General features: G+C 65.3%; 20 protein-coding genes. 10 read left to right on the top strand and 10 right to left on the bottom strand.

Annotated features, from left to right (window positions below; all coding sequences use genetic code 11):
* The first annotated feature begins 182 nt into the window (after positions 1 to 182).
* Together J8I26_RS20205 and J8I26_RS20210 are read left to right on the top strand one after the other, a co-directional pair.
* A complete protein-coding gene (locus J8I26_RS20205; RefSeq protein ID WP_209608907.1) occupies positions 183 to 1193 on the top strand; it encodes a LysR family transcriptional regulator in 1011 nt (336 codons plus the stop codon).
* 166 nt (positions 1194 to 1359) lie between these two features.
* On the top strand, positions 1360 to 2211 hold the full coding sequence (locus J8I26_RS20210; protein ID WP_209608908.1) for a DUF3047 domain-containing protein: 852 nt from the start codon (positions 1360 to 1362) through the stop codon (positions 2209 to 2211).
* Positions 2212 to 2387: 176 nt separating this feature from the next.
* Here J8I26_RS20210 and J8I26_RS20215 read toward each other — a convergent pair whose 3' ends face one another.
* The 3 genes from J8I26_RS20215 to J8I26_RS20225 form a co-directional block, all read right to left on the bottom strand.
* Positions 2388 to 3107 carry a DUF4088 family protein gene (locus J8I26_RS20215; protein WP_209608909.1) on the bottom strand — a complete coding sequence of 240 codons (720 nt, stop codon included), beginning with the start codon at positions 3105 to 3107 and terminating at the stop codon, positions 2388 to 2390.
* Between the two features lie 222 nt (positions 3108 to 3329).
* Positions 3330 to 3854 (bottom strand): DUF695 domain-containing protein, encoded by a 525-nt coding sequence (locus J8I26_RS20220; protein WP_209608910.1) that lies wholly within the window; start codon positions 3852 to 3854, stop codon positions 3330 to 3332.
* Between the two features lie 23 nt (positions 3855 to 3877).
* Positions 3878 to 4231, bottom strand: a complete 354-nt coding sequence (locus tag J8I26_RS20225; protein WP_209608911.1) for a DUF1304 domain-containing protein — start codon at positions 4229 to 4231, stop codon at positions 3878 to 3880.
* A gap of 285 nt (positions 4232 to 4516) precedes the next feature.
* On the opposite strand from J8I26_RS20225, the gene J8I26_RS20230 reads away from it, so the two are divergent.
* Complete coding sequence (locus J8I26_RS20230) at positions 4517 to 4984, top strand: hypothetical protein (RefSeq protein ID WP_209608912.1); 468 nt, start codon at positions 4517 to 4519, stop codon at positions 4982 to 4984.
* A 71-nt stretch (positions 4985 to 5055) separates the two neighbouring features.
* Here the strand turns inward: J8I26_RS20230 and J8I26_RS20235 are convergent, their stop codons facing one another.
* Positions 5056 to 6249, bottom strand: a complete 1194-nt coding sequence (locus J8I26_RS20235) for a M20 aminoacylase family protein (RefSeq protein ID WP_209608913.1) — start codon at positions 6247 to 6249, stop codon at positions 5056 to 5058.
* A gap of 98 nt (positions 6250 to 6347) precedes the next feature.
* On the bottom strand, positions 6348 to 7760 hold the full coding sequence (locus J8I26_RS20240; protein WP_209608914.1) for a M20/M25/M40 family metallo-hydrolase: 1413 nt from the start codon (positions 7758 to 7760) through the stop codon (positions 6348 to 6350).
* Positions 7761 to 7958: 198 nt separating this feature from the next.
* Between J8I26_RS20240 and J8I26_RS20245 the strand changes: the two genes are divergently transcribed.
* A complete protein-coding gene (locus tag J8I26_RS20245) occupies positions 7959 to 8597 on the top strand; it encodes a LysE family translocator (RefSeq protein WP_209608915.1) in 639 nt (212 codons plus the stop codon).
* A gap of 15 nt (positions 8598 to 8612) precedes the next feature.
* Here J8I26_RS20245 and J8I26_RS20250 read toward each other — a convergent pair whose 3' ends face one another.
* Positions 8613 to 9467, bottom strand: a complete 855-nt coding sequence (locus J8I26_RS20250) for an AraC family transcriptional regulator (RefSeq protein WP_209608916.1) — start codon at positions 9465 to 9467, stop codon at positions 8613 to 8615.
* A 124-nt stretch (positions 9468 to 9591) separates the two neighbouring features.
* On the opposite strand from J8I26_RS20250, the gene J8I26_RS20255 reads away from it, so the two are divergent.
* The 3 genes from J8I26_RS20255 (at position 9592) to J8I26_RS20265 (ending at position 14949) form a co-directional block, all read left to right on the top strand.
* Positions 9592 to 11721, top strand: a complete 2130-nt coding sequence (locus tag J8I26_RS20255) for a molybdopterin oxidoreductase family protein (RefSeq protein WP_209608917.1) — start codon at positions 9592 to 9594, stop codon at positions 11719 to 11721.
* A gap of 46 nt (positions 11722 to 11767) precedes the next feature.
* Positions 11768 to 12928 carry an aminopeptidase gene (locus J8I26_RS20260; RefSeq protein ID WP_209608918.1) on the top strand — a complete coding sequence of 387 codons (1161 nt, stop codon included), beginning with the start codon at positions 11768 to 11770 and terminating at the stop codon, positions 12926 to 12928.
* 320 nt (positions 12929 to 13248) lie between these two features.
* Entirely contained in the window at positions 13249 to 14949 is a 1701-nt protein-coding gene (locus J8I26_RS20265; protein WP_209608919.1) for a long-chain fatty acid--CoA ligase, read from the top strand.
* A 216-nt stretch (positions 14950 to 15165) separates the two neighbouring features.
* Here J8I26_RS20265 and J8I26_RS20270 read toward each other — a convergent pair whose 3' ends face one another.
* From J8I26_RS20270 to J8I26_RS20285, 4 genes are all read right to left on the bottom strand, one after another.
* Complete coding sequence (locus J8I26_RS20270; protein WP_209608920.1) at positions 15166 to 15801, bottom strand: 2-dehydro-3-deoxy-6-phosphogalactonate aldolase; 636 nt, start codon at positions 15799 to 15801, stop codon at positions 15166 to 15168.
* Between the two features lie 9 nt (positions 15802 to 15810).
* Entirely contained in the window at positions 15811 to 16794 is a 984-nt protein-coding gene (locus J8I26_RS20275; protein ID WP_209608921.1) for a 2-dehydro-3-deoxygalactonokinase, read from the bottom strand.
* A 12-nt stretch (positions 16795 to 16806) separates the two neighbouring features.
* On the bottom strand, positions 16807 to 17754 hold the full coding sequence (locus J8I26_RS20280) for a 2-hydroxyacid dehydrogenase (protein ID WP_209608922.1): 948 nt from the start codon (positions 17752 to 17754) through the stop codon (positions 16807 to 16809).
* 119 nt (positions 17755 to 17873) lie between these two features.
* Entirely contained in the window at positions 17874 to 18341 is a 468-nt protein-coding gene (locus tag J8I26_RS20285; protein WP_209608923.1) for an acyl-CoA thioesterase, read from the bottom strand.
* Positions 18342 to 18557: 216 nt separating this feature from the next.
* Here J8I26_RS20285 and J8I26_RS20290 point away from each other — a divergent pair, with 216 nt between their 5' ends.
* The 3 genes from J8I26_RS20290 (at position 18558) to J8I26_RS20300 (ending at position 23214) form a co-directional block, all read left to right on the top strand.
* Positions 18558 to 20465, top strand: coding sequence for an ABC transporter ATP-binding protein/permease (locus tag J8I26_RS20290; protein WP_209608924.1), 1908 nt, complete (start codon positions 18558 to 18560; stop codon positions 20463 to 20465).
* 126 nt (positions 20466 to 20591) lie between these two features.
* On the top strand, positions 20592 to 21587 hold the full coding sequence (locus J8I26_RS20295) for a LysR family transcriptional regulator (RefSeq protein WP_209608925.1): 996 nt from the start codon (positions 20592 to 20594) through the stop codon (positions 21585 to 21587).
* Between the two features lie 334 nt (positions 21588 to 21921).
* Complete coding sequence (locus J8I26_RS20300) at positions 21922 to 23214, top strand: Glu/Leu/Phe/Val dehydrogenase (RefSeq protein ID WP_209608926.1); 1293 nt, start codon at positions 21922 to 21924, stop codon at positions 23212 to 23214.
* Position 23215: the final 1 nt, after the last annotated feature.

Here is a 23215-nt window from a genome sequence, read left to right on the forward strand (position 1 = left end):
CTGTTGCGCACTACCAGGCGCCCGGTTCGCAGGCCGCAGGAATTTGCTGCGCTGCCAGATCGTCCGATGCCATCAATATCGCAAAAGTCTCCTGCTTTTTTCGCACATCGCCTTGCGTGGGCGATAGATGCGCTAGCATTGTGGTTTTTCGCATGGACGGACTATAAGAGGCATGCATAACGATGTCTAATGAGCTTAATTCATCGGGTGATAACCAACTCGGCAGTCAGGCAGAAAGCCAGGCCGGCAGCGCGCTTCCGGTCGTCGGCGGCGAACTGCCGTCGGTCGGCTCCATCGTCAGCCGCCTGCGTTTCCGGCAGGTGGCGCTGCTCACCGCGCTGGACGAGCAGGGCTCGCTGCACAAGGCCGCCGAAGTCATGCACATGACCCAGCCGGCCGCCACCAAGGCGCTGCACGAAATGGAGGACGCGCTGGGCGTGACCCTGTTCGACCGCTCGCCGCGCGGCATCGAGGCCACCGAGCTGGGGCGTTGCGTGATCCGTTATGCGCGCCTGATCCAGAGCGACGTCGCCAACCTGCGCGACGAATTGCAGAACATGATCAGCGGGCGCGGCGGGCGCATTTCCATCGGCACCATCATGGGCGCGGCGCCGTTCGTCACGCGCGCGCTGACGCGCCTGCGCGAGATCCAGCCCGACGTCTCCATCGAGATCCTGGAAGACACCAGCGCGCGCCAGCTGCTGCAGCTGGACCAGGGCCGCATCGACCTGATGATCGGCCGCTCCTCGGTCAGCTCGCAGCCCAACCTGTACAACTACGAAATGCTGCGCGGCGAACCGATGTGCATCGTCAGCGGCATCGACCATCCGCTGGCCACGGCGCAGAAGGTGCGCCTGCCGGAGCTGCAGGACGCCTCCTGGATCCTGTATTCCAGCAACATGCCCATGCGCATCTGGATCGAGCACGAGTTCAAGCTGGAAGGCATGCAGGTGCCGGCCAACGTGATCGAGACCGCATCGCCCTTCGTCACGGTGACCATGCTGGCGCAGTCCAACATGGTGGCCGTGATGCCGCTGGACATCGCCCACTTCTTCGCCGCCAAGCAGATGCTGGGCATCCTGCCGGTCAGCCTGAAGACGCGCATCGAGCACTACGGCATCGTCACGCGCAAGAACACCACGCTATCTTCACTGGCCAAGATGTTCATCCAGATCCTGCGGCAGCAGAACTGAGCAGGGCGCAGGGTGTGACGGCCTCTTCATGAGGCCTGTTTTTCAAGCGCGCGCAGCGGGGACTGTGGCGTGGCGGCGACTTCGGGTTTTCCCTGATTTCCCGTGGCTGTTTTTTCCTGTTAGCCTTCATTCGCGGCCGGGGTGGCCGCTCTTTCGGTTTGCCTTCATGACTTTGCGTTTTCCGCGTTTCACTGCAGTCCGCTTTCAGGCGTTCTCCCGTATTTCGTCCATTCCCGCGCGTACTGCGCTGGGTGCGGCATGCATTGCCGGCGCCGTGCTGCTGGCGGGCTGCGCAGGGCAAAAGGCCGCGCCTTCGCCTGAAGCCGCCGCCAAGCAGGCCAAGCTGGATCAGGCGCTGGCGCTGTTCTCCACCAACCCGCCCAGCGGCTTGCCGGCCGGCTGGGAACCTCTGGCCTTCACGCGCAAGAAGAAAAGCACCGAGTACCAGCTGATCGAAGACGCCGGCCGCACCGTGCTGCGCGCCTACGCCGACCAGGCCTCGTCCGGCTTGCGTCACGACGTCAACATCGACGTCAACAAGAAACCCTGGCTGACCTGGACCTGGAAGACCTCGGCCCTGATCCCGACCGCCGACAATACCCAACGCGAGACCGAGGACTCGCCGGTGCGCATCGTGCTGGCCTTCGACGGCGACCACGACAAGCTGTCGCTGATGGACACCATCCTGTTCGACACCGCCAAGCTCCTGACCGGCAACGACCTGCCCTACGCCACCCTGATGTACATCTGGGAAAACAAGGCGCCGGTGGGCACCGTGATCGCCAACACCCGCACCGGCCGCATCCAGATGATGGTGGCCGAGAGCGGCCCGGCTAAGGTCGGCCAGTGGGTGACGTATCACCGCAATGTGGCGGAAGACTACGAGAAGATCTTCGGCGAGAAGCCGGGCAAGCTGATCGGCGTGGGCGTGCTGACCGATACCGACAATACCGCGCAGAAGGTGGAGGCCTGGTACGGCGACATCCGGTTGCTGCGCGAGGCCGACGGAGGCGAATGAGAGCTGGCGGGCGATGGGTCGGTGCGATGCATCCTCTCTTCGCCCGGTGCAACAGACACGCCGAACGCGCTGCAGATCCTGAACGCAGCGAACGCATCAAGCACATGAAATTAAAAAAGCCTGCCGGAACATGTCCGGCAGGCTTTTTTCGTTGGGCAGACCCGAGGAGGGGCGTGTCAGACGCCGCGCCACCAGGCGGCGACGTGACCCCAGAAGCCCTTGGGGCCTTCGGTGAACAGCCAGGGCTTTTGCGCCTTCAGGCGTTCGATCATGTCGTTTTCCGCCTTTTCCGAGACGTTGCCATAGGCGCGGCCCAGGCGCAGCAGGCTGCGCAGCGCGCCCAGCTTTTCGCGCGCCACGGCGCCGGTGGCGTGCTCGATGGCGATGTGGCATTCGCGCAGCTCCTGCACCAGCGCGTGCGCCAGCTGCGAAGCCGGTGACTTCAGCTTTTCCTGCACCGCGGCGATGCTGGTGGAGGCCGACTTGATCTGGCCGGCGAGGATGTCGATCTGCGTCTCATCGCCCTTGGCCTGCTTGATGATGGCGGTGGCCCAGGCGCGCGAGGCGTTGACCAGGTCGTCGGTGCTCCAGTCGTGGCGCACCGCGATATGGAAGCCGTAGCTCGACGCCTGCTCGATCAGGATCGCCACCACGTCGGGGAAATCCTTGTCCATCGCGCGCTTGGCCCAGGCGTACTGGCCCGAGATCATCATGTGCTGCACCGCCTCTTCGGTCAGGAAGTGTGGATTCTCCGAGACCCGGGCCAGCAGGAAGGCGTCGAAGGAGGGCGCGACGAAGCCGGAGTCGACCTTGGTCGAAAGTCGCACGAAATTCTTGTAGTCGCGATCCAGCGAGGCGAATACGTCATCCTTCAGGTTGAGTTTGATCTGTTTCATGGCCTTCCCCGGGCTAGGCTGATGTTATCGATCCGGCATCCCTGTCCGAACCAGGCTTGTCATTTCTTTACGATGTCTGCGACATGGCGATGCGCCGCAACGCACCGTGAATCACCGTTATCGGCGGCAATGGGGCAAAACTTTACCATGGGAAATGTTGGGCGCCGCACGCCCCTTGCAGAGCTTAGCCGCAAATGGCGCGCTTGCGGCGCTCTGCCGTCATCAATAAGCGCGCAGGCCGTAGCGTTGTCGCGTTTCTTCGTCGGGGAACAGGGCGTCGCGATAGACCGACCAGGCGGCGTCGGCGCGGATCTCGGTCGATGCCTTGCAGCCGCGGCACTGTTTGGCGTAGACGGCGGCGATGACTTCCTGCAGGCCGTTGGGATCGGTGACGTAAATGTAATTGCGCTGCTGCTGGTCGCGCGCGCTGCTGCCGGCGTAGATGGTGCGGGTCTTGCGGCCGATGGCGGCGGCCAGCGCTTCTGACAGCGCATCCAGCCGCTCTTGGTCGTTCAGGTCGGGCAGTCCGTCGGCGCGGCCTGACTGGTAGGTCACACCGGTGATCACCACGTAAGGCAGGCCGGACAAAGGAAACACCCGGCGCAGGCCCATGTCGACCCGCACCGCGTAGGGTTTGCCCTCGCGCACGCTCTGGTAGTTCCACCAGTCCGGCGTTTCCTGCGCCCGGCCCGGCAGTGCGGCCAGCGACAGCAGCGCTGCAAGCAGAAGGGAATGGATGCGTTTCATGGCCAGCTGCGCACAAGCGCTGCTCAACCCGCAGCGAGCAGCACCAACAGCGTGATCAGCGCCGGCAGCGCCTGCACGTAGAGGATGGAACGCTTGGCGGTCAGGCCGCCGTAGATGCCGGCCACCAGCACGCACAGCACGAAGAAGAACTGTACCGGACGCTCGCCGGTGGCCACGCTCCAGAACAGGCCGGCGGCCAGAAAGCCGTTGTACAGGCCCTGGTTGGCGGCCAGCACGCGCGAGGCCTCGGCTGCTTCTTTCGACTGGCGGAAGGTCTTCAGGCCGATCGGCTTGGTCCACAGGAACATCTCCAGCACCAGGATCCATACGTGTTCCACGGCGATCAGGATGAGCAGGGCGGTGGCGAGCATTTGCAAGGGTTTCTCCTTTTATCGTTATCGGATGCGTGCGATGTGGCGCGCGCTTTCGCGATCATGCCCGAAAGCGCGGCCTGCGCCAACGTGGCGGCAGTGTCGCATAGCCGCCACCGCCGCGCTTGGCAAGCCGCCGGCCTTGCGGCTAGAATGCGGCCTCGGGCGCGGCAGGGCGCCCCATCCCGCGAAAGCCGATGCACCTGCCGTCTGCAGTACCTTCCATTCGGAACACAGACGTTGAACCTTGATAGTCGTGGCGGGAAACGACGCATGAAAGGAACAAACGTAATGTGGTCTACCCATTTCCCCCAAGCCATCCATCGCATCGAACCCGGGTTCGGCAACGCCGTCGCCAACAGCGACTTCCTGCGCCGCTACGCCAAGCGCATGCTGCGCGCCGCGCGCGCCGACGGCCGCAGCGAAGCCTTGCCGGTCCTGCGCCGCATCGTCGCCGCGCAGGTCACGCCGGAGATCTCGCTGGCGGAGCTGCATCCCTTGCGCGCCAGCCTGCAGTTGAAGCACGTGCTGCACACGCTGGCCCGCGAGCTGGGCTTTCCCAGCTGGGAAAGCTGTGCGCGCCAGGTCGACGCAAAGCCGTCCTCGCTGCTTGATCGCTACCGTTTCGAGCTGGGCATGTTCCGTGATTTCGAGACCAACTGGTTCCCCGACATGAACGCGGCGCAGGGCTGGCAGCGCGAGCACGGCGGCTACCTGATCGCGTATGGCAATCAGGCGGTGGCGATCCTGACGCACTGAGCACGCAGCCGGCAATAAAAAACGGCGCCGGTGTGACCCGGCGCCGTTTTCATTTCATCAATGAGGCGGCCTTACTTCGCCTGCAGGAATTTCTCCGCCAGCCGCACCCAGTAGGTGGCGCCGATGGGCAGCAGGTCGTCGTTGAAGTCGTAGCTGGGGTTGTGCAGGTTGCACGGGCCCAGGCCATGGCCATGGTCGCGATGGCCGCCGTCGCCGTTGCCGAGGAACACGTAGCAGCCCGGCTTGTGCTGCAGCATGAAGGCGAAGTCCTCCGCGCCCATGGTCGGCTCGGTGCGGGCGTCGACGTAGGCTGCGCCGAACTGCTCGGTCAGCACCTCGACGGCGAACGCGGTTTCCTTCTCGTGGTTGATCAGCGGCGGATAGTTGCGCTTGAACGCGAAGTCGACCGTGGCGTCGTAGGCGGCCGCGGTGTGCTCGGCGATCTCCTGCATGCGGCGCTCGATCATGTCCAGCACGCCGGTGCTGAAGGTGCGCACGGTGCCGATCATCACCGCTTCGTCGGGGATCACGTTGGTGGCGCTGCCGGTGTGGATCTGCGTGATCGACACCACGGCCGGGTCGTTGGGGTTGGCGTTGCGCGAGACGATGGTCTGCCAGCCCTGGGCGATTTGCACCGCCGTCATCACCGGGTCGATCGCCTTGTGCGGCTGCGCCGCGTGCGAGCCGCGGCCCTTGATGGTCACGTGGAATTCATTGCTGGAGGCCATCTGCGGGCCCGGCGTCACGCCGAAGTGGCCGGCCTTGATGCCGGGCCAGTTGTGCATGCCGAACACCGCATCCATCGGGTATTTTTCGAACAGGCCGTCCTGGATCATGCGCTCGGCGCCGCGGCCGCCTTCCTCGGCCGGCTGGAAGATGACGTAGACGGTGCCGTCGAAGTTGCGGTGCTGCGCCAGATAATGCGCCGCGCCCAGCAGCATGGCGGTGTGGCCGTCGTGACCGCAGGCGTGCATCTTGCCCTCGTGCTTCGAGGCATGGGCGAAGGTGTTGAGCTCAGGCATGGGCAGCGCGTCCATGTCGGCGCGCAGGCCGATGGCGCGCGCGCTGTCGCCATTCTTGATGATGCCGACGACGCCCGTCACGCCCAGGCCGCGCACCACCGGGATGCCCCATTCGGTCAGCTTTTGCGCCACCACGTCGGCGGTGCGCTCTTCCTCGTAGCTCAGTTCGGGATGGGCGTGGATGTCGCGGCGGATCTTTTGCAGCTCGGCGTGGAATTGGACGATGGGGTCGATGAGTTTCATGATGAAGGTGATGCCGTATCAGGCACTGCCGAAGGACGAAAGCTTAATCTTAACCCGGCGCGCACAGGCGCGCCGGGTGTGCGGCGCAGGATGGAAGATCAGGACGCCAGGCGCTTGATCAGGCGATACATGAACTCGCGGCCCTCGTACAGGCGCGGGATCTCGATGCGCTCGTCCAGACCGTGGGTGCGCAGGTCGGCCGGATCGGTGAACAGGCCCGAGACGCCATACATCGGCACGCCGGCATTGCGCGCGAAGCGGCTGTCGGTGGCGCCGGTGCTCATGAAGGGAATCACCGGCACGCCCGGCCACATCTCCTGCGTCAAGCCTTCCACCACCGACGAGATCTCCGGCGTCATCGGCGACACCGGGCTGCGCGTGGGCGGCGCGATCTGGTGCAGGGCGATCTTGTCGTTGCCCAGTACCTGCTTCAACTGGCGCTCGACCTCGGCCGGATCGTCGAAGGGCAGCATGCGGCAGTTGACCGTGGCCTTGGCCGATTGCGGCAACGCGTTTTCGGCGTGACCGCCGCTGAACATGGTGGCGGTGCAGGTGGTGCGCAGCTGGGCGTTGTACAGCGGCACGGTGGAGAGGCGGTCGGTCACCGCGGCGTCAAGGCTGCCGTTGCCCACCGCGCGCATGTCCTCGGCCTGCTGGCCGCTGGCGAATTGCGCACTGCGCGCGAAGTAGGTCTTGGTGACATCGGCCAGTTTGACCGGGAAGCGATATGCGCCCAGGCGCGCCAGCGCTGCCGACATCGCATAGATCGGGTTGGTGGTGGTGGGCAGCGAGCTGTGGCCGCCCACGTCGCGCAGCTCCAGCTGGTAGCTGGTGTACAGCTTTTCGGCCACCTGCACGCGGTGCAGCTTGGGCTTGGCGCCGCGCCCGGCGTACAGCTCGCCGCCGCCGCCCTCGTTGATGCCCAGCTCGGCCTTGAGCAATTCGGGCTTGTTCTTGAACAGCCACCAGGCGCCGTTGCTCTCGACGTCGCCGCGCTCTTCGTCGGCGGTCAGGGCCAGGATCACGTCGCGCTTGGGGGCAAAGCCTTCACGCTTCAATTGCGAAAGGATGGAGACGAAGGCCGAGGCCATCGCCTTGTCGTCGATCGAGCCGCGCGCGGTGAAGTAGCCGTCGTCCTCCTTGAGCTTGAAGGGATCGGTCTTCCAGTCCTCGCGCTTGGCCTCGACCACGTCGATGTGCGCGATCAGCAGCAGCGGCTGCTTGCTGCCGTCGCCCTTCCAGCGCAGCACCAGGTTGCCCTTCTTGGGGAAGGGTTCGATGATCTGGATGTCGTCTCGGCTGAAGCCGGCCTTCACCAGCTCGGCCTGCATCGCCTGCGCGGCCACCGTGGTGCTGCCGGCGGAGTGGGTGGTGTTGATCTCCACCAGTTCCTTGTAGATGTCGTGGAAGCGTTGCTGCTCCGGCGTCAGCTGCTGGGCCGAGGCTGTGGTTGCGACGGCCAGCGCGGTCAGGGCCGCCAGCGTGCTCAGGCGCGAGGGGAGGGGGCGCATGAAGTCTCCTTGAGGTGTTTGTTGTGGATGAGCTTGTCGCGGCAGCCGGGAGGCAATGCCGCGCAGTCATTTTCCACAAGGAAACGGCGGGCGGCAACCGAAATTCATTCATCTGTGCCGGCGCAATTTTGTTCAATACAGCTTGCCTCGCCTTGCCTAGCATGCGCCTCTTCGTTATTGACGCAATCGAGGCGTGGCATGTGGTCTTTCTTTTCTTCCGAATTCTTCCTGCTGGCCGGCGCGCATCTGCTGGCGCTGGCCAGCCCCGGCCCCGACTTCCTGCTGCTGGTGCGCAGCACGCTACGCCACGGCCGCTGGCACGGCGTCGGCGCCAGCCTGGGCATTGCGCTGGCCAACGGTGCCTACATCGCGCTGGCCCTGTGCGGCTTCAGCCTGCTGCAGCAAAGCCCGGTGGTGCTGACGGCGATGAAATGGCTGGCCAGCGTCTACCTCGCCTGGCTGGGCTGGATGTTCATGCGCGCCAGCCTGACGGCGCCGGTGCTGCCGCAGCGCGGTGACTTGTCGCCGCAGCGGCGCGCCGGTTTCGGCAGCGGCATGGCGGCCGGTTTTTTGTCGGCCGCGCTCAATCCCAAGAACGGCATGTTTTACTTCGGCCTGTTCACGCTGATGGTGGGCGCGCAGACCGGCATGGACAAGAAGCTGCTGTACGGCCTGTGGATGATGTTCGCGGTATTTGCCTGGGATGCGCTGCTGGTATGCGCGCTGTCGCAACGCCGGGTGATGGCGTGGCTGGGGAGCGGTTTGCCGCTGGTGGATCGCGGCGCGGGGCTGCTCTTGATTCTGGCCGCCGCCGGCTTGGCGCTGGCGCGGGTGTGAGTCCGGCAGGCCCGCTCAGGGTTTGCTGTACTGCAGCGGCGTGGCCGCCACGCGCGATTTGAACGCGCGGTGGAAGTGGCTCTGGTCGGCGAATCCGGTGTCGTAGGCGGCATCGGCGGCGCTGGCGCCTTGCTGCAGCAGCATGCGCGCCTGGTTGATCTTCATGTCCAGCTGCAGCGCATGGGGCGTGAGGCCGTAGCGGCGGCGGAACTGGCGGATCAACTGATAGCGGCCGGTGCCGGCCAGCGCAGCCAGGGTATCGATGGCGATGCGTTCGCGGCAATGCGCCTGCAGGTAGTCGTGCGCCAGCCGCAGGCCGGGTGCGTCGGCCGCATCCGCATGCGCGGGCCGCGCGCAGGCTTCGGCGCACAGCAGCATCAGCTCGTGCAGGCAGGTGATGACTTCGGCTTCTTTATCTGTCTTCTTGTCGTTCTCCTGCTGGGCAGCGTCTTGCTCAAGCGCATCGGTGAGCCGGTCCAGCAGCCGCACGGCCTCGGCCGAGCGCAGCACCTGCGACTGCATCGCCGTGGCCAGTCCGGCGGTGGCGGGAGACTCCGCCAGCAGCGCCTCCAGCCAGTGCAGGTCGATGTGGAACATGCGGTAGCTCCAGCGTTGCAGTTCTTCCGGATTGCACGCGTGTACGTCGCCGGCGCGCACCAGCACCACGTCGCCGGGACCGATGGCGGTGTTGCCGTCGGCCAGCGCAAACACGCTGCGCCCGGCGTCGACGATGCCGATCGAGAAGGTGGGATGCGTGTGCGGCGCGTAGCAGGACAGGCTGCCGGTGGCGCGCCGGCCTTCCAGGAAGGGCAGCGCGGGATCGCGCCAGAAATGCATCTGCGCCGGTATCGGCAGGGCGTTGGTGGGCATGTTCGCGGACCGTGTAAAGAGAGGCTGCAAAGCTCGTGGAAGGGCATTTTAAGATAAAGTACCTGCTTTGCCGCAAGCCTCTTCCATCGGGGGTTTGCACCTGTTTTCCTGTTGCCGATCCGCCATGACCACCACGATAGTACGCGCCGCCTGCCCCCACGATTGTCCCGACACCTGCGCCCTGCTGGTGACGGTGAAGGACGGCGTGGCCACCGAAGTGCGTGGCGACCCGGAGCACCCGCCGACCGCAGGTGTGCTGTGCACCAAGGTCTCGCGCTATACCGAGCGCACTTATCACAAGGATCGCCTGCTGCACCCGATGCGCCGCGTCGGCAAGAAGGGCGAGGGCAAGTTCGAGCGCATCAGCTGGGAAGAGGCCATTGCCGAGATCGCCGGCCGCCTCTCGTCCATCGCCCTGCGCGACCCGCAGGCGATCCTGCCCTACAGCTTCGCCGGCACCATGGGCATGGTGCAGGGCGAGTCCATGGCGGGTCGCTTCTTCAATCGCCTGGGCGCTTCACAGCTGGAGCGCACTATCTGTTCCTCGGCCGGCGGCGTCGGTTACCGCTACACCGTGGGCGCGCGCATCGGCACCGACCTGGAGCAGGTCAACGGCGCCAAGCTGATCCTGATCTGGGGCGGCAATCCGATCGCCTCCAACCTGCATTTCTGGACCCGCGTACAGGCCGCCAAGCGCAACGGCGCGCGCCTGATCGCGATCGACCCGTACCGTTCGCTGACCGCCGAAAAATGCCATCAGCACATCGCCTTGCTGCCCGGCACCGACGCCGCGCTGGCGCTGGGCCTGATGCATGTACTGGTGGCCGAGGAGTTGCTGGATCACGACTACATCGCGCGACACACGCTGGGCTTTGAACAGTTGAAGCAACGCGTGGCCGAGTGGACGCCGCAGCGTACCGCCGAGGTCTGCGGCATCAGCGCCGACGAAGTGCTGACGCTGGCGCGTGAATACGGCCGCAGCGCGCTGGCCGGCGAGGGCGTGATGATCCGCGCCAACTACGGCTTGCAGCGCGTGCGCGGCGGCGGCATGGCAGCGCGCAACATCGCTTGCCTGCCGGCGCTGGTGGGCGCCTGGCGTCATGCATCGGGCGGCATCCAGCTGTCGACCTCGGACAGCTTCCCCAAGGACAACGCCGCGCTCGGTCGTCCCGATCTGGGGGCGCGCCACGGGGCGCCGGCTCGCACCATCAACATGAGCACCATCGGCGACGATTTGCTCAAGCCCGCGTCGCCCCAGTTCGGCCCCAGGGTAGAGGCCGTGATCGTCTACAACGCCAACCCCGTGGCGGTGGCGCCGGAGTCGGCCAAGGTGGTCGAGGGCTTCGCGCGCGACGACTTGTACACCGTGGTGCTGGAACACTTCCTGACCGACACCGCCGACTACGCCGACATCGTGCTGCCGGCCACCACCCAGCTGGAGCACGTGGACGTGCACGCCGCCTACGGGCACGTCTACATGATGGCCAACAATGCCGCCATCGCGCCGCTGGGCGAGGCCAAGCCGAATACCGAAATCTTCCGCCTGCTGGCCGCGGCCATGGGCTTTGAGGAGGACTGCTTCAAGGACTGCGACGACGCCATCGCCGCCGCCGCCTTCCGCCGCGATCACCCGCGCAGCGCCGGCTACGACTGGGACGCGCTGAAGGAAAAGGGCTGGCAGCGGCTCGACATGCCCGCAGCGCCCTTCGCCGAAGGCGGTTTCGCCACGCCCTCGGGCAAGTGCGAGTTTTATTCAGAGCAGATGAAGGCGGCCGGCCTGGATCCGCTGCCGTCCTACATCGCCCCTTACGAGTCGGTGGCCAGCAATCCGCAGCTGGGCGCGAAATATCCGTTGGCGATGATTTCGCCGCCGGCGCGCAACTTCCTCAATTCCTCCTTCGTCAACGTGCAGAGCCTGCGCGACACCGAGGGCGAGCCGCACCTGGACATGCACCCGATGGACGCCGCCGCGCGCGGCATCGCGGCCGAGGACATGGTGCGCATCTTCAATGACCGCGGCAGCATGCAGGCGCGCGTGCGCGTGACCGACAAGGCGCGTCCCGGTCTGGTGGTGGGACTGTCGATCTGGTGGAAGAAGTTTGCCGCCGATGGCAAGAATGCCAACGAAGTCACCAGCCAGCGGCTGACCGACATGGGCAACGCGCCGACCTTTTACGACGTGCTGGTGGAGGTCGAGAAGCTCGACCTTGGCGAACCTGCCGATGCGAGCCGGGAAGCCGTCGCCTCGTCCTGAGCCGGGCGGCCTGAAACGCCCGGGCAGCATTGCTGTCTCAGCAGGCATGTCCCGCGCCTGCCTGCCATTTCCGGTCAATATTGATCGCCCGCCGCGTTCGCTGCGGGCGCGACTGGCCGCCTGTGTCGCGGCTGCCGTTGCCACTGTCGCCCTGGGCGGCTGCACGTCCATTTCCTACTACGCCCAGGCCGCACACGGACAGTTCTCCCTGCTGGCGCAGGCGCGGCCCTTCGACGACTGGATCAACGACCCCGACGCCAAGCCGGCCTTGAAGAGCAAGCTGGAAACCGTGCGCGAGATCCGTCACTTCGCCGTCGCCGAACTCGGCCTGCCCGACAACGGCAGCTACAAGACCTACGCCCAGCTGGATCGTCCCTTTGTGCTGTGGAACGTGGTGGCGGCGCCCGAGCTGTCATTGAAGGCGCACCAATGGTGCTTCCCGATCGCCGGTTGCGTCGACTACCGCGGCTATTACAGCCAGCAGGACGCGCAGCAATACGGCGCGCAGCTGCAGCAGCAGGGTTATGACGTGCAGGTGGTCGGCGTGCCGGCTTATTCCACGCTGGGCTGGTTCAACGATCCGGTGATTTCCACCTTCATCAATTACCCCGACGGCGAGCTGGCGCGGCTGGTGTTCCACGAGTTGGCGCACCAGACCGTGTACGCGCGTGATGACACGCCGTTCAACGAGGGCTTCGCCGTGGCCGTGGAGGAAATCGGCGTCGAGCGCTGGCTGAAGGCGCGCCATGACGACAAGATGATCGAGGCCTATCGCCGCTTCGACGCGCGCAAGCAGGACTTCCTCGCGCTGCTGGACAAATACCGCGACAAGCTGGAAGCCAACTACGACAGCGACGCTACTGATGCGCAAAAGCGCCTGTGCAAGGAGATGATTTTCGACCAGTTGCGCGCTGAGTACGCGCAATTGAAGACCCAGCGCTGGAACGGTTACAGCGGTTACGACCGCTGGTTCGCCATGCCGCTGTCCAACGCGCACCTCGCGTTGGTGGGGGCGTATCACGACATGGTGCCTGCGTTCAAGGCGCTGTTCGCGCAGAGCAGCGGCTTCCCGGATTTCTATGCACGGGTGAAGCAGCTGGCGCAGATGGACAAGGCGGCGCGCCATGCCGCCTTGGGCGATCCGCTGCCTGCGGATCAGCCCCGGGAGAAGAAGCGCGATCGCAAGGCCGAGCGCGCGCCGGTTTGATGCAGCGCGGGAGGATTTTGTTTCCCTGCCGCATGGCGACGCTGCCCAAGCCAGGCAGTCGGAGGTATGATGCTTACAGCCCCGTTTTTGCCGGAAAGACAAGCCGTATCAAAGGCGAGCTGCTGCTAACGCCTCGAATTTTTACGCAAAAAACGTTTTAAAAAGCTTGCCCAAGCGTTCAATGCTGGATAGCATCTGCACTAAATAAAAAAACACTCGTGCTTTTTTCTGCTGTGCGCATCCAGGCAATGAATCCAGCCAACGGGTTCCGAGCACGCCCAGCCCAGCGCAAGTTCTGACCGGAGACAGAGGTAAACAACATGGAAAAATTCTGGCTTGCATCGTATCCCGCAGGCGTTCCCGCCGAGATCGATCCCAACCGTTATGGTTCGCTGGTGCAGATGATCGACGAGGCCTTTGCCAAGTACGCGGATCGCAACGCCTACGTCTGCATGGGCAAGTACCTGAGCTATGCCGACCTTGACGCCAAGTCGCGCGCACTGGGCGCGTGGCTGCAAGGCCTGGGCCTGCAAAAGGGCGCGCGCGTGGCGATCATGATGCCCAATGTGCTGCAGTATCCCATCGCGATCGCCGCCATCCTGCGCGCCGGCTACACCGTGGTCAACGTCAATCCGCTGTACACCGCGCGCGAGCTGGAGCACCAGCTGAAGGACTCGGGCGCCGAGGCCATCTTCGTGCTGGAAAACTTCGCCTGCACGCTGCAGAAGGTTGTGGCGCGCACCCAGGTCAAGCACATCGTGGTGGCCAGCATGGGCGAGCTGCTGGGTACGGTGAAGGGCGCCATCGTCAACATGGTGGTGCGTCACGTCAAGAAGATGGTGCCGGCCTGGTCGCTGCCCAACGCGCATTCGTTCAGTCGCGTGCTGTCGCAGGCCGAGGGCAAGCAGTTGCAGCCGGTCAAGCTGGGCCATGACGATATCGCGTTCCTGCAATACACCGGCGGCACCACCGGCGTGGCCAAGGGCGCCGTGCTGACGCATCGCAACCTGGTGGCCAACGTGCTGCAGGCCGAGGAATGGCTGAACCCGGCGCTGAAGTCGGGCGGCCACGTCGACCAGCTGGTGTTCGTCTGCGCGCTGCCGCTCTATCACATCTTCGCGCTGACGGTATGCAACATGCTGGGCACGCGCGAGGGCGCGCTGAACCTGCTGATCCCCAATCCGCGCGATATTCCCGGCTTCGTCAAGGAGCTGGCCAAGTACAAGGTCAACACTTTCCCGGCGGTCAACACGCTGTACAACGCGTTGCTCAACAACGCCGAATTCGCCAAGCTGGACTTCTCCGGCTACCGCTGCTGCGTGGGCGGCGGCATGGCGGTGCAAAAGGGCGTGGCCGACAAGTGGAAGAAGCTGACCGGTTGCCCCATCATCGAAGGCTACGGCCTGTCGGAAACCTCGCCGATCGCCAGCGCCAACCCTTGCACCATCGAGGACTACACCGGCACCATCGGCCTGCCGTTCCCGTCCACCGACTTCGCCATCCTCGACGACGACGGCCAGCCGGTGCCGCTGGGCCAGCCCGGCGAGATCGCCATTCGCGGTCCGCAGGTGATGGCCGGCTACTGGCAGCGTCCGGACGAGACCGCCAAGGTCATGACGCCGGACGGCTTCTTCAAGACCGGCGACATCGGCGTGATGGACGAGCGCGGCTACACCAAGATCGTCGACCGCAAGAAGGACATGATCCTGGTGTCCGGCTTCAACGTCTATCCGAACGAGGTGGAAGGCGTGGTGGCGCAGCACCCCGGCGTACTGGAATGCGCCTGCGTGGGCGTGCCCGACGAACACACCGGTGAAGCGGTCAAGCTGTTCGTGGTGCGCAAGGACAAGTCGCTGAACGCCGAGCAGCTGATGGCCTACTGCAAGGAACAGTTCACCGGCTACAAGAAGCCCAAGTACATCGAGTTCCGCGATGAGCTCCCCAAGACCAACGTGGGCAAGATCCTGCGGCGTGAGCTGCGCGACGAGAAGAAGCCGGAGGCGGAGAAGAAGGCCGCCTGATACCGGGCTTGGGCGCAAAGAAAAACGCCGCCGTGGAGTGTTCCATGGCGGCGTTTTTCATTCCTTGCCAAGGGCGTCGTGACGCAACGAACGACGCTGGGTCCCGGCCTTCGCCGGGACGACAAACTTGAGATAGCCCTGCCGTCTGCCGGCTCAAGCTCCCTCCTCCCTGTCGTCCTGACGAAAGTCAGGACCCAGCGTCGTCCGCCGTGCTCCTCAGGCAGCCTGGGAGGCCTCGCAAGCCCGCAGGGCAGTGATGAAGTCGCGCGCATTCCTACCAACCTCTTCAGCGCTCATTCCCGGCTTGTACAGCGCTGACCCCAGCCCGAAAGCGGTAGCCCCGGCTTGCATGAAAGTCTTCAGGCTGTCGGGCGTGATGCCGCCCACCGGCGCCAGTACCACGGCAGCCGGTACCACGGCGCGCCAGGCCTTGACCACGGCCGGGCCCAGCTGCTCGGCCGGGAACATCTTGAGGATGTCGGCGCCGGCCGCCAGGGCGGCGAAGGCCTCGGTCACCGTGGCCACGCCCGGCGCGCTGGCCAGGCCGGCGTCGGTGGCGGCGCGGATCACGGCCGGGTCGCTGTGCGGCATGACGATGATCTGGCCGCCGGCGTCGGCCACTTGCTGCACCTGGGCCGGCGACATCACGGTGCCGGCGCCGACCATGCAGTCTCCCGGCAGCGCGCCGCGCAGGATGCGGATGCTCTCCAGCGGTTCGGGCGAATTCAGCGGGACTTCGATGATGCGAAAACCCGCGCCATAGAGGGCGCGGCCGATCGCCTCCACCTCGTCGGGGCGAACCCCGCGCAGGATGGCGATGAGCCGGCATTTCTTCATGGCTTCTTTCAACATGTCATGTCCTTATCTGATGAGGCCGGCCTGCATGGCGAGCTTCCACAGGCCGCGCTCGGTGGCCTGGGCGGCGACCGAGACATCCGTATAACCGTATAGGGCCAGCGCTTGGCGGTAGCGCTCGCACAACTTGCCGTCGCCGATCAGCACGACGCGCGGGTTGGCGGTCAGGCCGTCACCCATGCGCGCGGCGCGCAGCGCGGCGATCTCATGGCCGATCAGTAGCCCCGAGAGGTAATCGGCCTGGGCGGCGCCGTTGAGCGCGCCGGTCAGGCCCAGCGTGCGGGTGCTGAAGATGGTCGACAGCACGCCGTTGATGCCGGCGGCGCCCAGCGCCACGCGCGCGCCACGTTCGAAGGCCGCGGCGTCGAAGCCGGCGCCGGCGCCGCGCTCCATGGTGCGGCCCAGGATGGTGTGGCCGGAGAGCGCGGCATAGGCCTCGCCGGTCATGAAGGTATCGAAGTGGGTGAAGCGCTCGCCGCCGTGTTCGCCCATGATGCGCACCCATTTCGAATGCGTGCCCGGCAGGCCGATCAGCAGCTCGCCTGCAGCGCCGTCCTGCAGTGCGCCGGCCACTTGGGTCTCTTCGCCGCGCATCACATTGGGCAGCTCGCCGCGCTCGATCAGTCCGGGCACGATGTGCAGCACGGCGCCATTGCGGGTGGGGACGGCGGTCAGCCCCGCGCCGATGTCGGCCACCTGCAGCGGTACCTCCAGGTAAGCCGCTTCGCGCCAGCCTTGCGCGCTGCCGACCATGCCGGCGGCCACCACGGGCGTGCCGGGCGCTGCAGCCAGCCAGTCACCGCAGGCTTCTTCGAAGGCCTGTTCGAAGCCGGCCTTGGAGCCGACGGCCGAGGCTTCCACTACCGGCAGGTTCATGATGCCCCAGGGCAGCGCGCGGCGATCCAGCACCGCGCCGTCGTCTCCCAGGCGATAGGCGCGCAGCGAGGAGGTGCCCCAGTCCAGCGCGATCAGTTTGGTGGCGCCTGTCATGGCCTTGTCCGCTCAGTTCGGCACCGGCGTGAGCACCGGCTTGCCGGCGAAATGCGCCTGCAGGTTGTTGAAGGCGAGGTCGGCCATGGCCGTGCGGGTGACCAGCGTGCCGCTGGCCATGTGCGGCGTGAGCACCACGTTGTCGAGCGCAGCCAGCTCGGCCGGGATGTTGGGTTCGTTCTCGAACACGTCCAGGCCGGCGCCGGCGATCTTGCCGTCCTTGAGCGCCTGGGTCAGCGCCGCTTCGTCGACCACCGAGCCGCGCGCCACGTTGATCAGGAAACCCTTGGGGCCGAGTGCTTCCAATACCTCGGCGTTGACCAGCGCGCGGGTGCCTGCGCCGCCCGGGGTGATCATCACCAGGAAGTCGACCGCCGCGGCCAGCGACTTGATGTCGCCGAAGTAGGTATAAGGCACGTCTTTTTGCGAGCGGTTGTGGTACGCGATGTCCATGTCAAAGCCGGCGGCTCGCCGGGCGATGGCTTCGCCGATGCGGCCCAGGCCGACGATGCCCAGCCTGGCGCCGCTGACCTTGGTGGTGAACGGGAAGGGGCCGTTCTTCCATTCGCCGCTGCGGGCGAAGCGGTCGGCGCGCACCACGTTGCGGGCGGTGGCCAGCATCAGCGCGATGGCCATGTCGGCGACGTCCTCGGTCAGCACGTCGGGCGTGTGGGTGACGTGGATGCCGCGTTCGCGCGCAGCCGGCACGTCCACGCCGTCATAGCCGACGCCGAACACCGAGACGATCTCCAGCGCCGGGAAGCGCGCCATGAAGTCGCGCGGCACCTTGGCCTCGCCGTTGGCGGCGATGCCGCGCACCGAGGGGGCGATGTCGTTCAACTGCTCGTCGGAGAGATTGTCGAGCAGGTTGTAGCAGGTGAAGTTGTCGTGCAGCAGTTGCATCAGGTGCTGCGGCAGGCGGGCGACGATCAGGACGGCGGGGCGGGCGGCTTGGTTCATGGTCAGTGCATCGGTAACGGTGGGGGGGAGGGTAACGATACGGATTAAGCGCGGCGCGCGGGCTGAATTCTTTTCAACATTGGCGCGCGCCGCAGGCCGGAGGCTTCAGACCGACGGCTTCACACCGACTGCCAGCCGCCGCCCAGTTCCTGCAGGTGGTTCAGCTCGGTCACGTCATCGTCCGGACCCAGCGGCGGCAGCGAGCGCGGCTTGCGGTTCTCGTCGGTGGCGACGTAGGTCAGGGTGGCTTCGGTGACCTTGACGATCTCGGTCTGCAGGCGGTTGCGCTCTGCGTAGACTTCGACGTTGACGGTGATCGAGGTGTTGCCGACCTTGACGATATCGGCGTAAAAGGACAGCAGGTCGCCCACGAACACCGGGTTCTTGAACAGGAAGGAATTGACCGCGATGGTGGCCACGCGGCCGTTGGCGCGGCGGGTGGCCGGCAGCGATCCGGCGATGTCGACCTGGGCCATGATCCAGCCGCCGAAGACGTCGCCGTACACGTTGGCGTCGGACGGCATGGGCATGACGCGCAATTGCGGCGCGCGGCCTGCGGGCAGTTGCATGCGGGGTGTGGTGGTCATGTGAGTCTTCCTTGAAAGCGTGAAGTCCTGCGGACTCTTATAATTCCGGCTTTGCCCGCTGTTATTGTCAAACAGGCATTGCAGCCGATAACTGTTTCTTTCGCGTCGTGCGCGAAAGGCCTAGTTTATCGGATGTTGCTTCGCCCTGAGCGGCTTTGCTGCGGGTTTGCAGCGCCACCCGGCAAGCCGGCCGCGCGCTCATTTTCCGGACTCTCCATGCGCCGTTACCCGACTACATCCGCTTCTCCCAAAGCCCCCGCTGCTGCGCGCCAGAAAGGCGACTGGGCGGTGGTCAGGACCCTGCTGCCCTATCTCTGGACCTACAAATGGCGCGTGATGCTGGCGCTGTCCTTCCTGGTCGGCGCCAAGCTGGCCAACGTCGGCGTGCCGCTGGTGCTGAAGAAACTGGTCGACCAGATGACCATCACCGCCGCCCATCCGCAGGCGTTGCTGGTGCTGCCGCTGGGGCTGTTGGCCGCCTATGGCGCGCTGCGGCTGGCGACCTCGGTGTTCACCGAGCTGCGCGAGCTGCTGTTTGCGCGCGTGACCCAGCGCGCGGTGCGCACCATCGCGCTGCAGGTGTTTCGGCACCTGCATGCGCTGTCGCTGCGCTTCCACCTGAACCGGCAGACCGGCGGCATGTCGCGCGACATCGAGCGCGGCACGCGCGGGGTGTCGACGCTGGTGTCGTACACGCTGTTCTCGATCCTGCCCACCATCATTGAAATCCTGCTGGTGCTGGTGTACCTGATGCTGCACTACGACATCTGGTTCTCGGCCATCACCGGCGGCGCGCTGGTGCTGTACATCGTCTTCACCATCACCGTCACCGAGTGGCGCACCCACTTCCGGCGCACGATGAACGAACTCGACTCGCACGCCAATACGCGCGCCATCGATTCGCTGCTGAACTATGAGACGGTCAAGTATTTCGGCAATGAAGACTTCGAGGCGCGCCGCTATGACGAAGGCCTGCAGCGCTATGAACGCGCGGCGGTGAAGTCGCAGAGCTCGCTGTCGCTGTTGAACACCGGACAGTCGGCCATCATCGCCATCGCGGTCACGATGATCCTGTGGCGCGCCACGGTGGGCGTGATGGACGACACCATGACGCTGGGCGATATGGTGCTGGTGAATGCCTTCATGATCCAGTTGTACATTCCGCTGAACTTCCTCGGCGTGCTGTACCGCGAGATCAAGCAAAGCCTGGCCGACATGGAACGCCTGTTCTCGCTGCTGGAGGAGAACCGCGAGGTGGCGGACCGTGAAGGCGCGTTGCCGCTGCAGACCGACGGCGCCGAGCTGCGCTTCGAGCATGTGGACTTCAGCTACGAGGCCAAGCGCCAGATCCTGTTCGACGTCGATTTCACCGTGGCGCCGGGCACTACCACGGCGGTGGTGGGACATAGCGGATCGGGCAAGTCGACGCTGTCGCGCCTGCTGTACCGCTTCTATGATGTTGACCGCGGCGCCATCCGCATTGACGGCCAGGACCTGCGCAACATCACCCAGGCCTCGCTGCGCCAGTCCATCGGCATCGTGCCGCAGGACACCGTGCTGTTCAACGACACTATCGAATACAACATCGCTTACGGCAAGCCCGGCGCCGGCCGCGAGCAGATCGTGGCGGCTGCGCGCGCGGCCTACATCCACGACTTCATCGAGTCGCTGCCGGACGGCTACGCCACGATGGTCGGCGAGCGCGGCCTGAAGCTTTCCGGCGGCGAGAAGCAGCGTGTGGCGATCGCGCGCACGCTGTTGAAGGATCCCGCCATCCTGATTTTCGACGAGGCTACCTCGGCCCTCGATTCGCGCGCCGAGCAGGCGATCCAGCAGCAGCTCTCGGAGATCGCCAAAGAGCGCACCACGCTGGTCATAGCGCATCGCCTGTCGACCATCGTCGACGCCCACCAGATCCTGGTGCTGGACCATGGCCGTATCGTCGAGCGCGGTACCCACGCGGGACTGCTGCTGGCCGATGGTTTGTATGCGCAGATGTGGCTGCGTCAGCAGGCCGGGGGCGACGACGAAGGCGGTTCGCCGCTGCCGGCGCAGGCCGCAGGTGAGCCTGCGCCGGTGCAGGACGGCGAACCGAGCGTGTTGAAGCCGGCCGACAGTCGCTAAGCGTTTTCCGCAAGCGCGGCGGCTTGCGCCGCTGCGGCGGCAGCGGCACAATTCGGCCATGCGCGCGCCTGCGCGCAGTTGCGCTTGACTGCGCGACTTCATACAAGAACGAGAAGTGGGCGGGCAATGGAAAGCAAATGGCTTGAAGATTTCATCTCCCTGGCGGAAACGCGCAGTTTCAGCCGTTCGGCGGAGTTGCGCCACGTTACCCAGCCGGCCTTTTCGCGCCGCATCCAGTCGCTGGAGGCCTGGCTGGGCGCGGACCTGATCGACCGCACTTCGTATCCGACGCGGCTGACGGCGGCCGGCGAGGTGTTCTACGAGCAGGCGGTGGCGATGCTGGGGCAGATCAGCAACACCCGTGCGCTGCTGCGCGGCAAGCGCCCGACCGCCCAGACCACCATCGATTTTGCGGTGCCGCATACGCTTTCGCTGACCTACATGCCCAAGTGGCTGAGCTCGTTGGAGTCGGGCTTCGGCTCGATCAACACGCGCCTGATCGCGTTGAACGTGCACGATGCCGTGATGACCATCGTCGAAGGCGGCTGTGACCTGCTGCTGTGCTATCACCACCCGCGCCAGCCGGTGCAGCTCGACACCAGCCGCTACGACATGCTGACCATGGGCACCGAGACGCTGCGCCCTTATTCGCGCTGCGATCGCAACGGCCGGCCGGACTATCTGTTTCCGGGCAGCTCCAAGGCGCCGGTGCCGTTCCTGTCCTACACCAGCAACGCCTACCTCGGGCGCATGGTGGAACTGATGATGTCGGACGTGAAGCGCCCGCTGCACCTGGTCAAGCACTACGAGACCGACATGTCGGAAAGCCTGAAGATGATGGCGCTGGAGGGGCACGGGGTGGCCTTCCTGCCGGAGTCTTCGGTGGTGCGCGAAGTGCGCAACCGCCAGCTGGCGCGCACCGACGGTCCGGCCGGTGAGTGGGAGGTGGAGATGGAGATCCGCCTGTACCGCGAACGACCCACCGCGCAGCGCGCCGGCAAGGCTCTGGTGGCGCGCCTATGGGAGTATCTGGTGGAGATGGAGGCGGCCCGCAACGACGGTAAAAAGGGCGCTGCGGCGACATCGGCGAAGGCGTCCGCCAAGGCGCCCAAAGGCGGCTGAAATCCTCCCTCAGGCACGGATGAGGTGGTCGCAATCCGGCACGGGAAAGGGGATTGCGATGGTTATGCAACACATGCATAGTTGCATGCTCACAAAGCATTAGCCTTGCATTGTCGGGCTGGCTACGATGGCGGCGCTGATTCGGACGGGGGAAAATTCCACACTCTCCCGCACTGCACGATCATGGGTGCAGCCTGCCGCAGCGCCGCATGCGGCGCCTTTGCGCGGCGCACCTCAAGCCAGGTCGCAGACGGAGTAACATGCCCGGCGAAGATCGATTTTTTTGCAGCGTCATGACTTGAACAGCACGGCCAACAAAAGGAGCGATTGCATCATGTCGAACGTACCTAACCACGAAGTGCCTTCCTATCTCGTCCCGCACGGCATCGGTCCGTGGGGCGTCTATCTCGAACAAATCGACCGCGTTACCCCTTACCTAGGCTCGCTGGCACGCTGGGTGGAAACCCTGAAGCGTCCCAAGCGCATGCTGGTGGTGGACGTCGCCATCGAGCGCGACGACGGCACCATCGCTCACTTTGAGGGCTATCGCGTGCAGCACAACCTCTCCCGCGGCCCCGGCAAGGGCGGCGTGCGTTTCCACCAGGATGTGACACTGTCGGAAGTGATGGCCCTGTCGGCCTGGATGACCGTCAAGAATGCCGCGGTGAATGTGCCCTACGGCGGCGCCAAGGGCGGCATCCGCGTCGATCCCAAGACCCTGTCGCGCGATGAGCTGCAGCGCGTTACGCGTCGCTACACCAGCGAAATCGGCATCATCATCGGCCCGAACAAGGATATCCCGGCGCCGGACGTGAACACTGATTCGCAGATCATGGCTTGGATGATGGATACCTACTCCATGAACCAGGGCAGCACTGCCTCGGGCGTGGTCACCGGCAAGCCGATTTCTCTGGGCGGCAGCCTGGGTCGCCATGAAGCGACCGGCCGCGGCGTGTTCGTGGTCGGCTGCGAAGCCGCCGCCAAGCGCAACCTGGACATCAAGGATGCCAAGGTCGCGGTGCAGGGCTTCGGCAACGTCGGTGGCATCGCCGCGCGCCTGTTCGCAGAAGCCGGCGCCAAGGTGGTTGCAGTGCAGGACCACGTGACCACCGTGTTCAACGCAGGTGGCCTGGACATCCCCGCGCTGCAGACCTACGTTGCGCAAAACGGCAGTGTGAAGGGCTTCACCGGTGCCGACGAGATCACCGACCGCGCCCAATTCTGGTCGGTGGACTGCGACATTCTGGTGCCTGCCGCACTGGAACAGCAAATCACCGAAGCCAACGCCAACAACATTCGCGCCAAGATCATCCTCGAAGGCGCCAACGGCCCGACCACACCCGCAGCGGACGACATCCTGCGCGACAAGGGCGTGTTGATCGTGCCCGACGTGATCGCCAACGCCGGTGGCGTGACGGTGAGCTACTTCGAGTGGGTGCAGGATTTCTCAAGCTTCTTCTGGACTGAGGACGAGATCAACCTGCGCCTGACCCGCATCATGCGCGAAGCCTTCACGGCGGTCTGGCAACTGGCCGAGGAGAAGAAGGTGTCGCTGCGCACGGCGGCCTTCATCGTGGCTTGCACTCGTGTTCTGCAAGCGCGCGAAATGCGAGGTTTGTACCCGTAAT

The sequence above is a fragment of the Herbaspirillum sp. LeCh32-8 genome, assembly GCF_017814915.1.
Classification (GTDB): Bacteria; Pseudomonadota; Gammaproteobacteria; order Burkholderiales; family Burkholderiaceae_D; genus Herbaspirillum.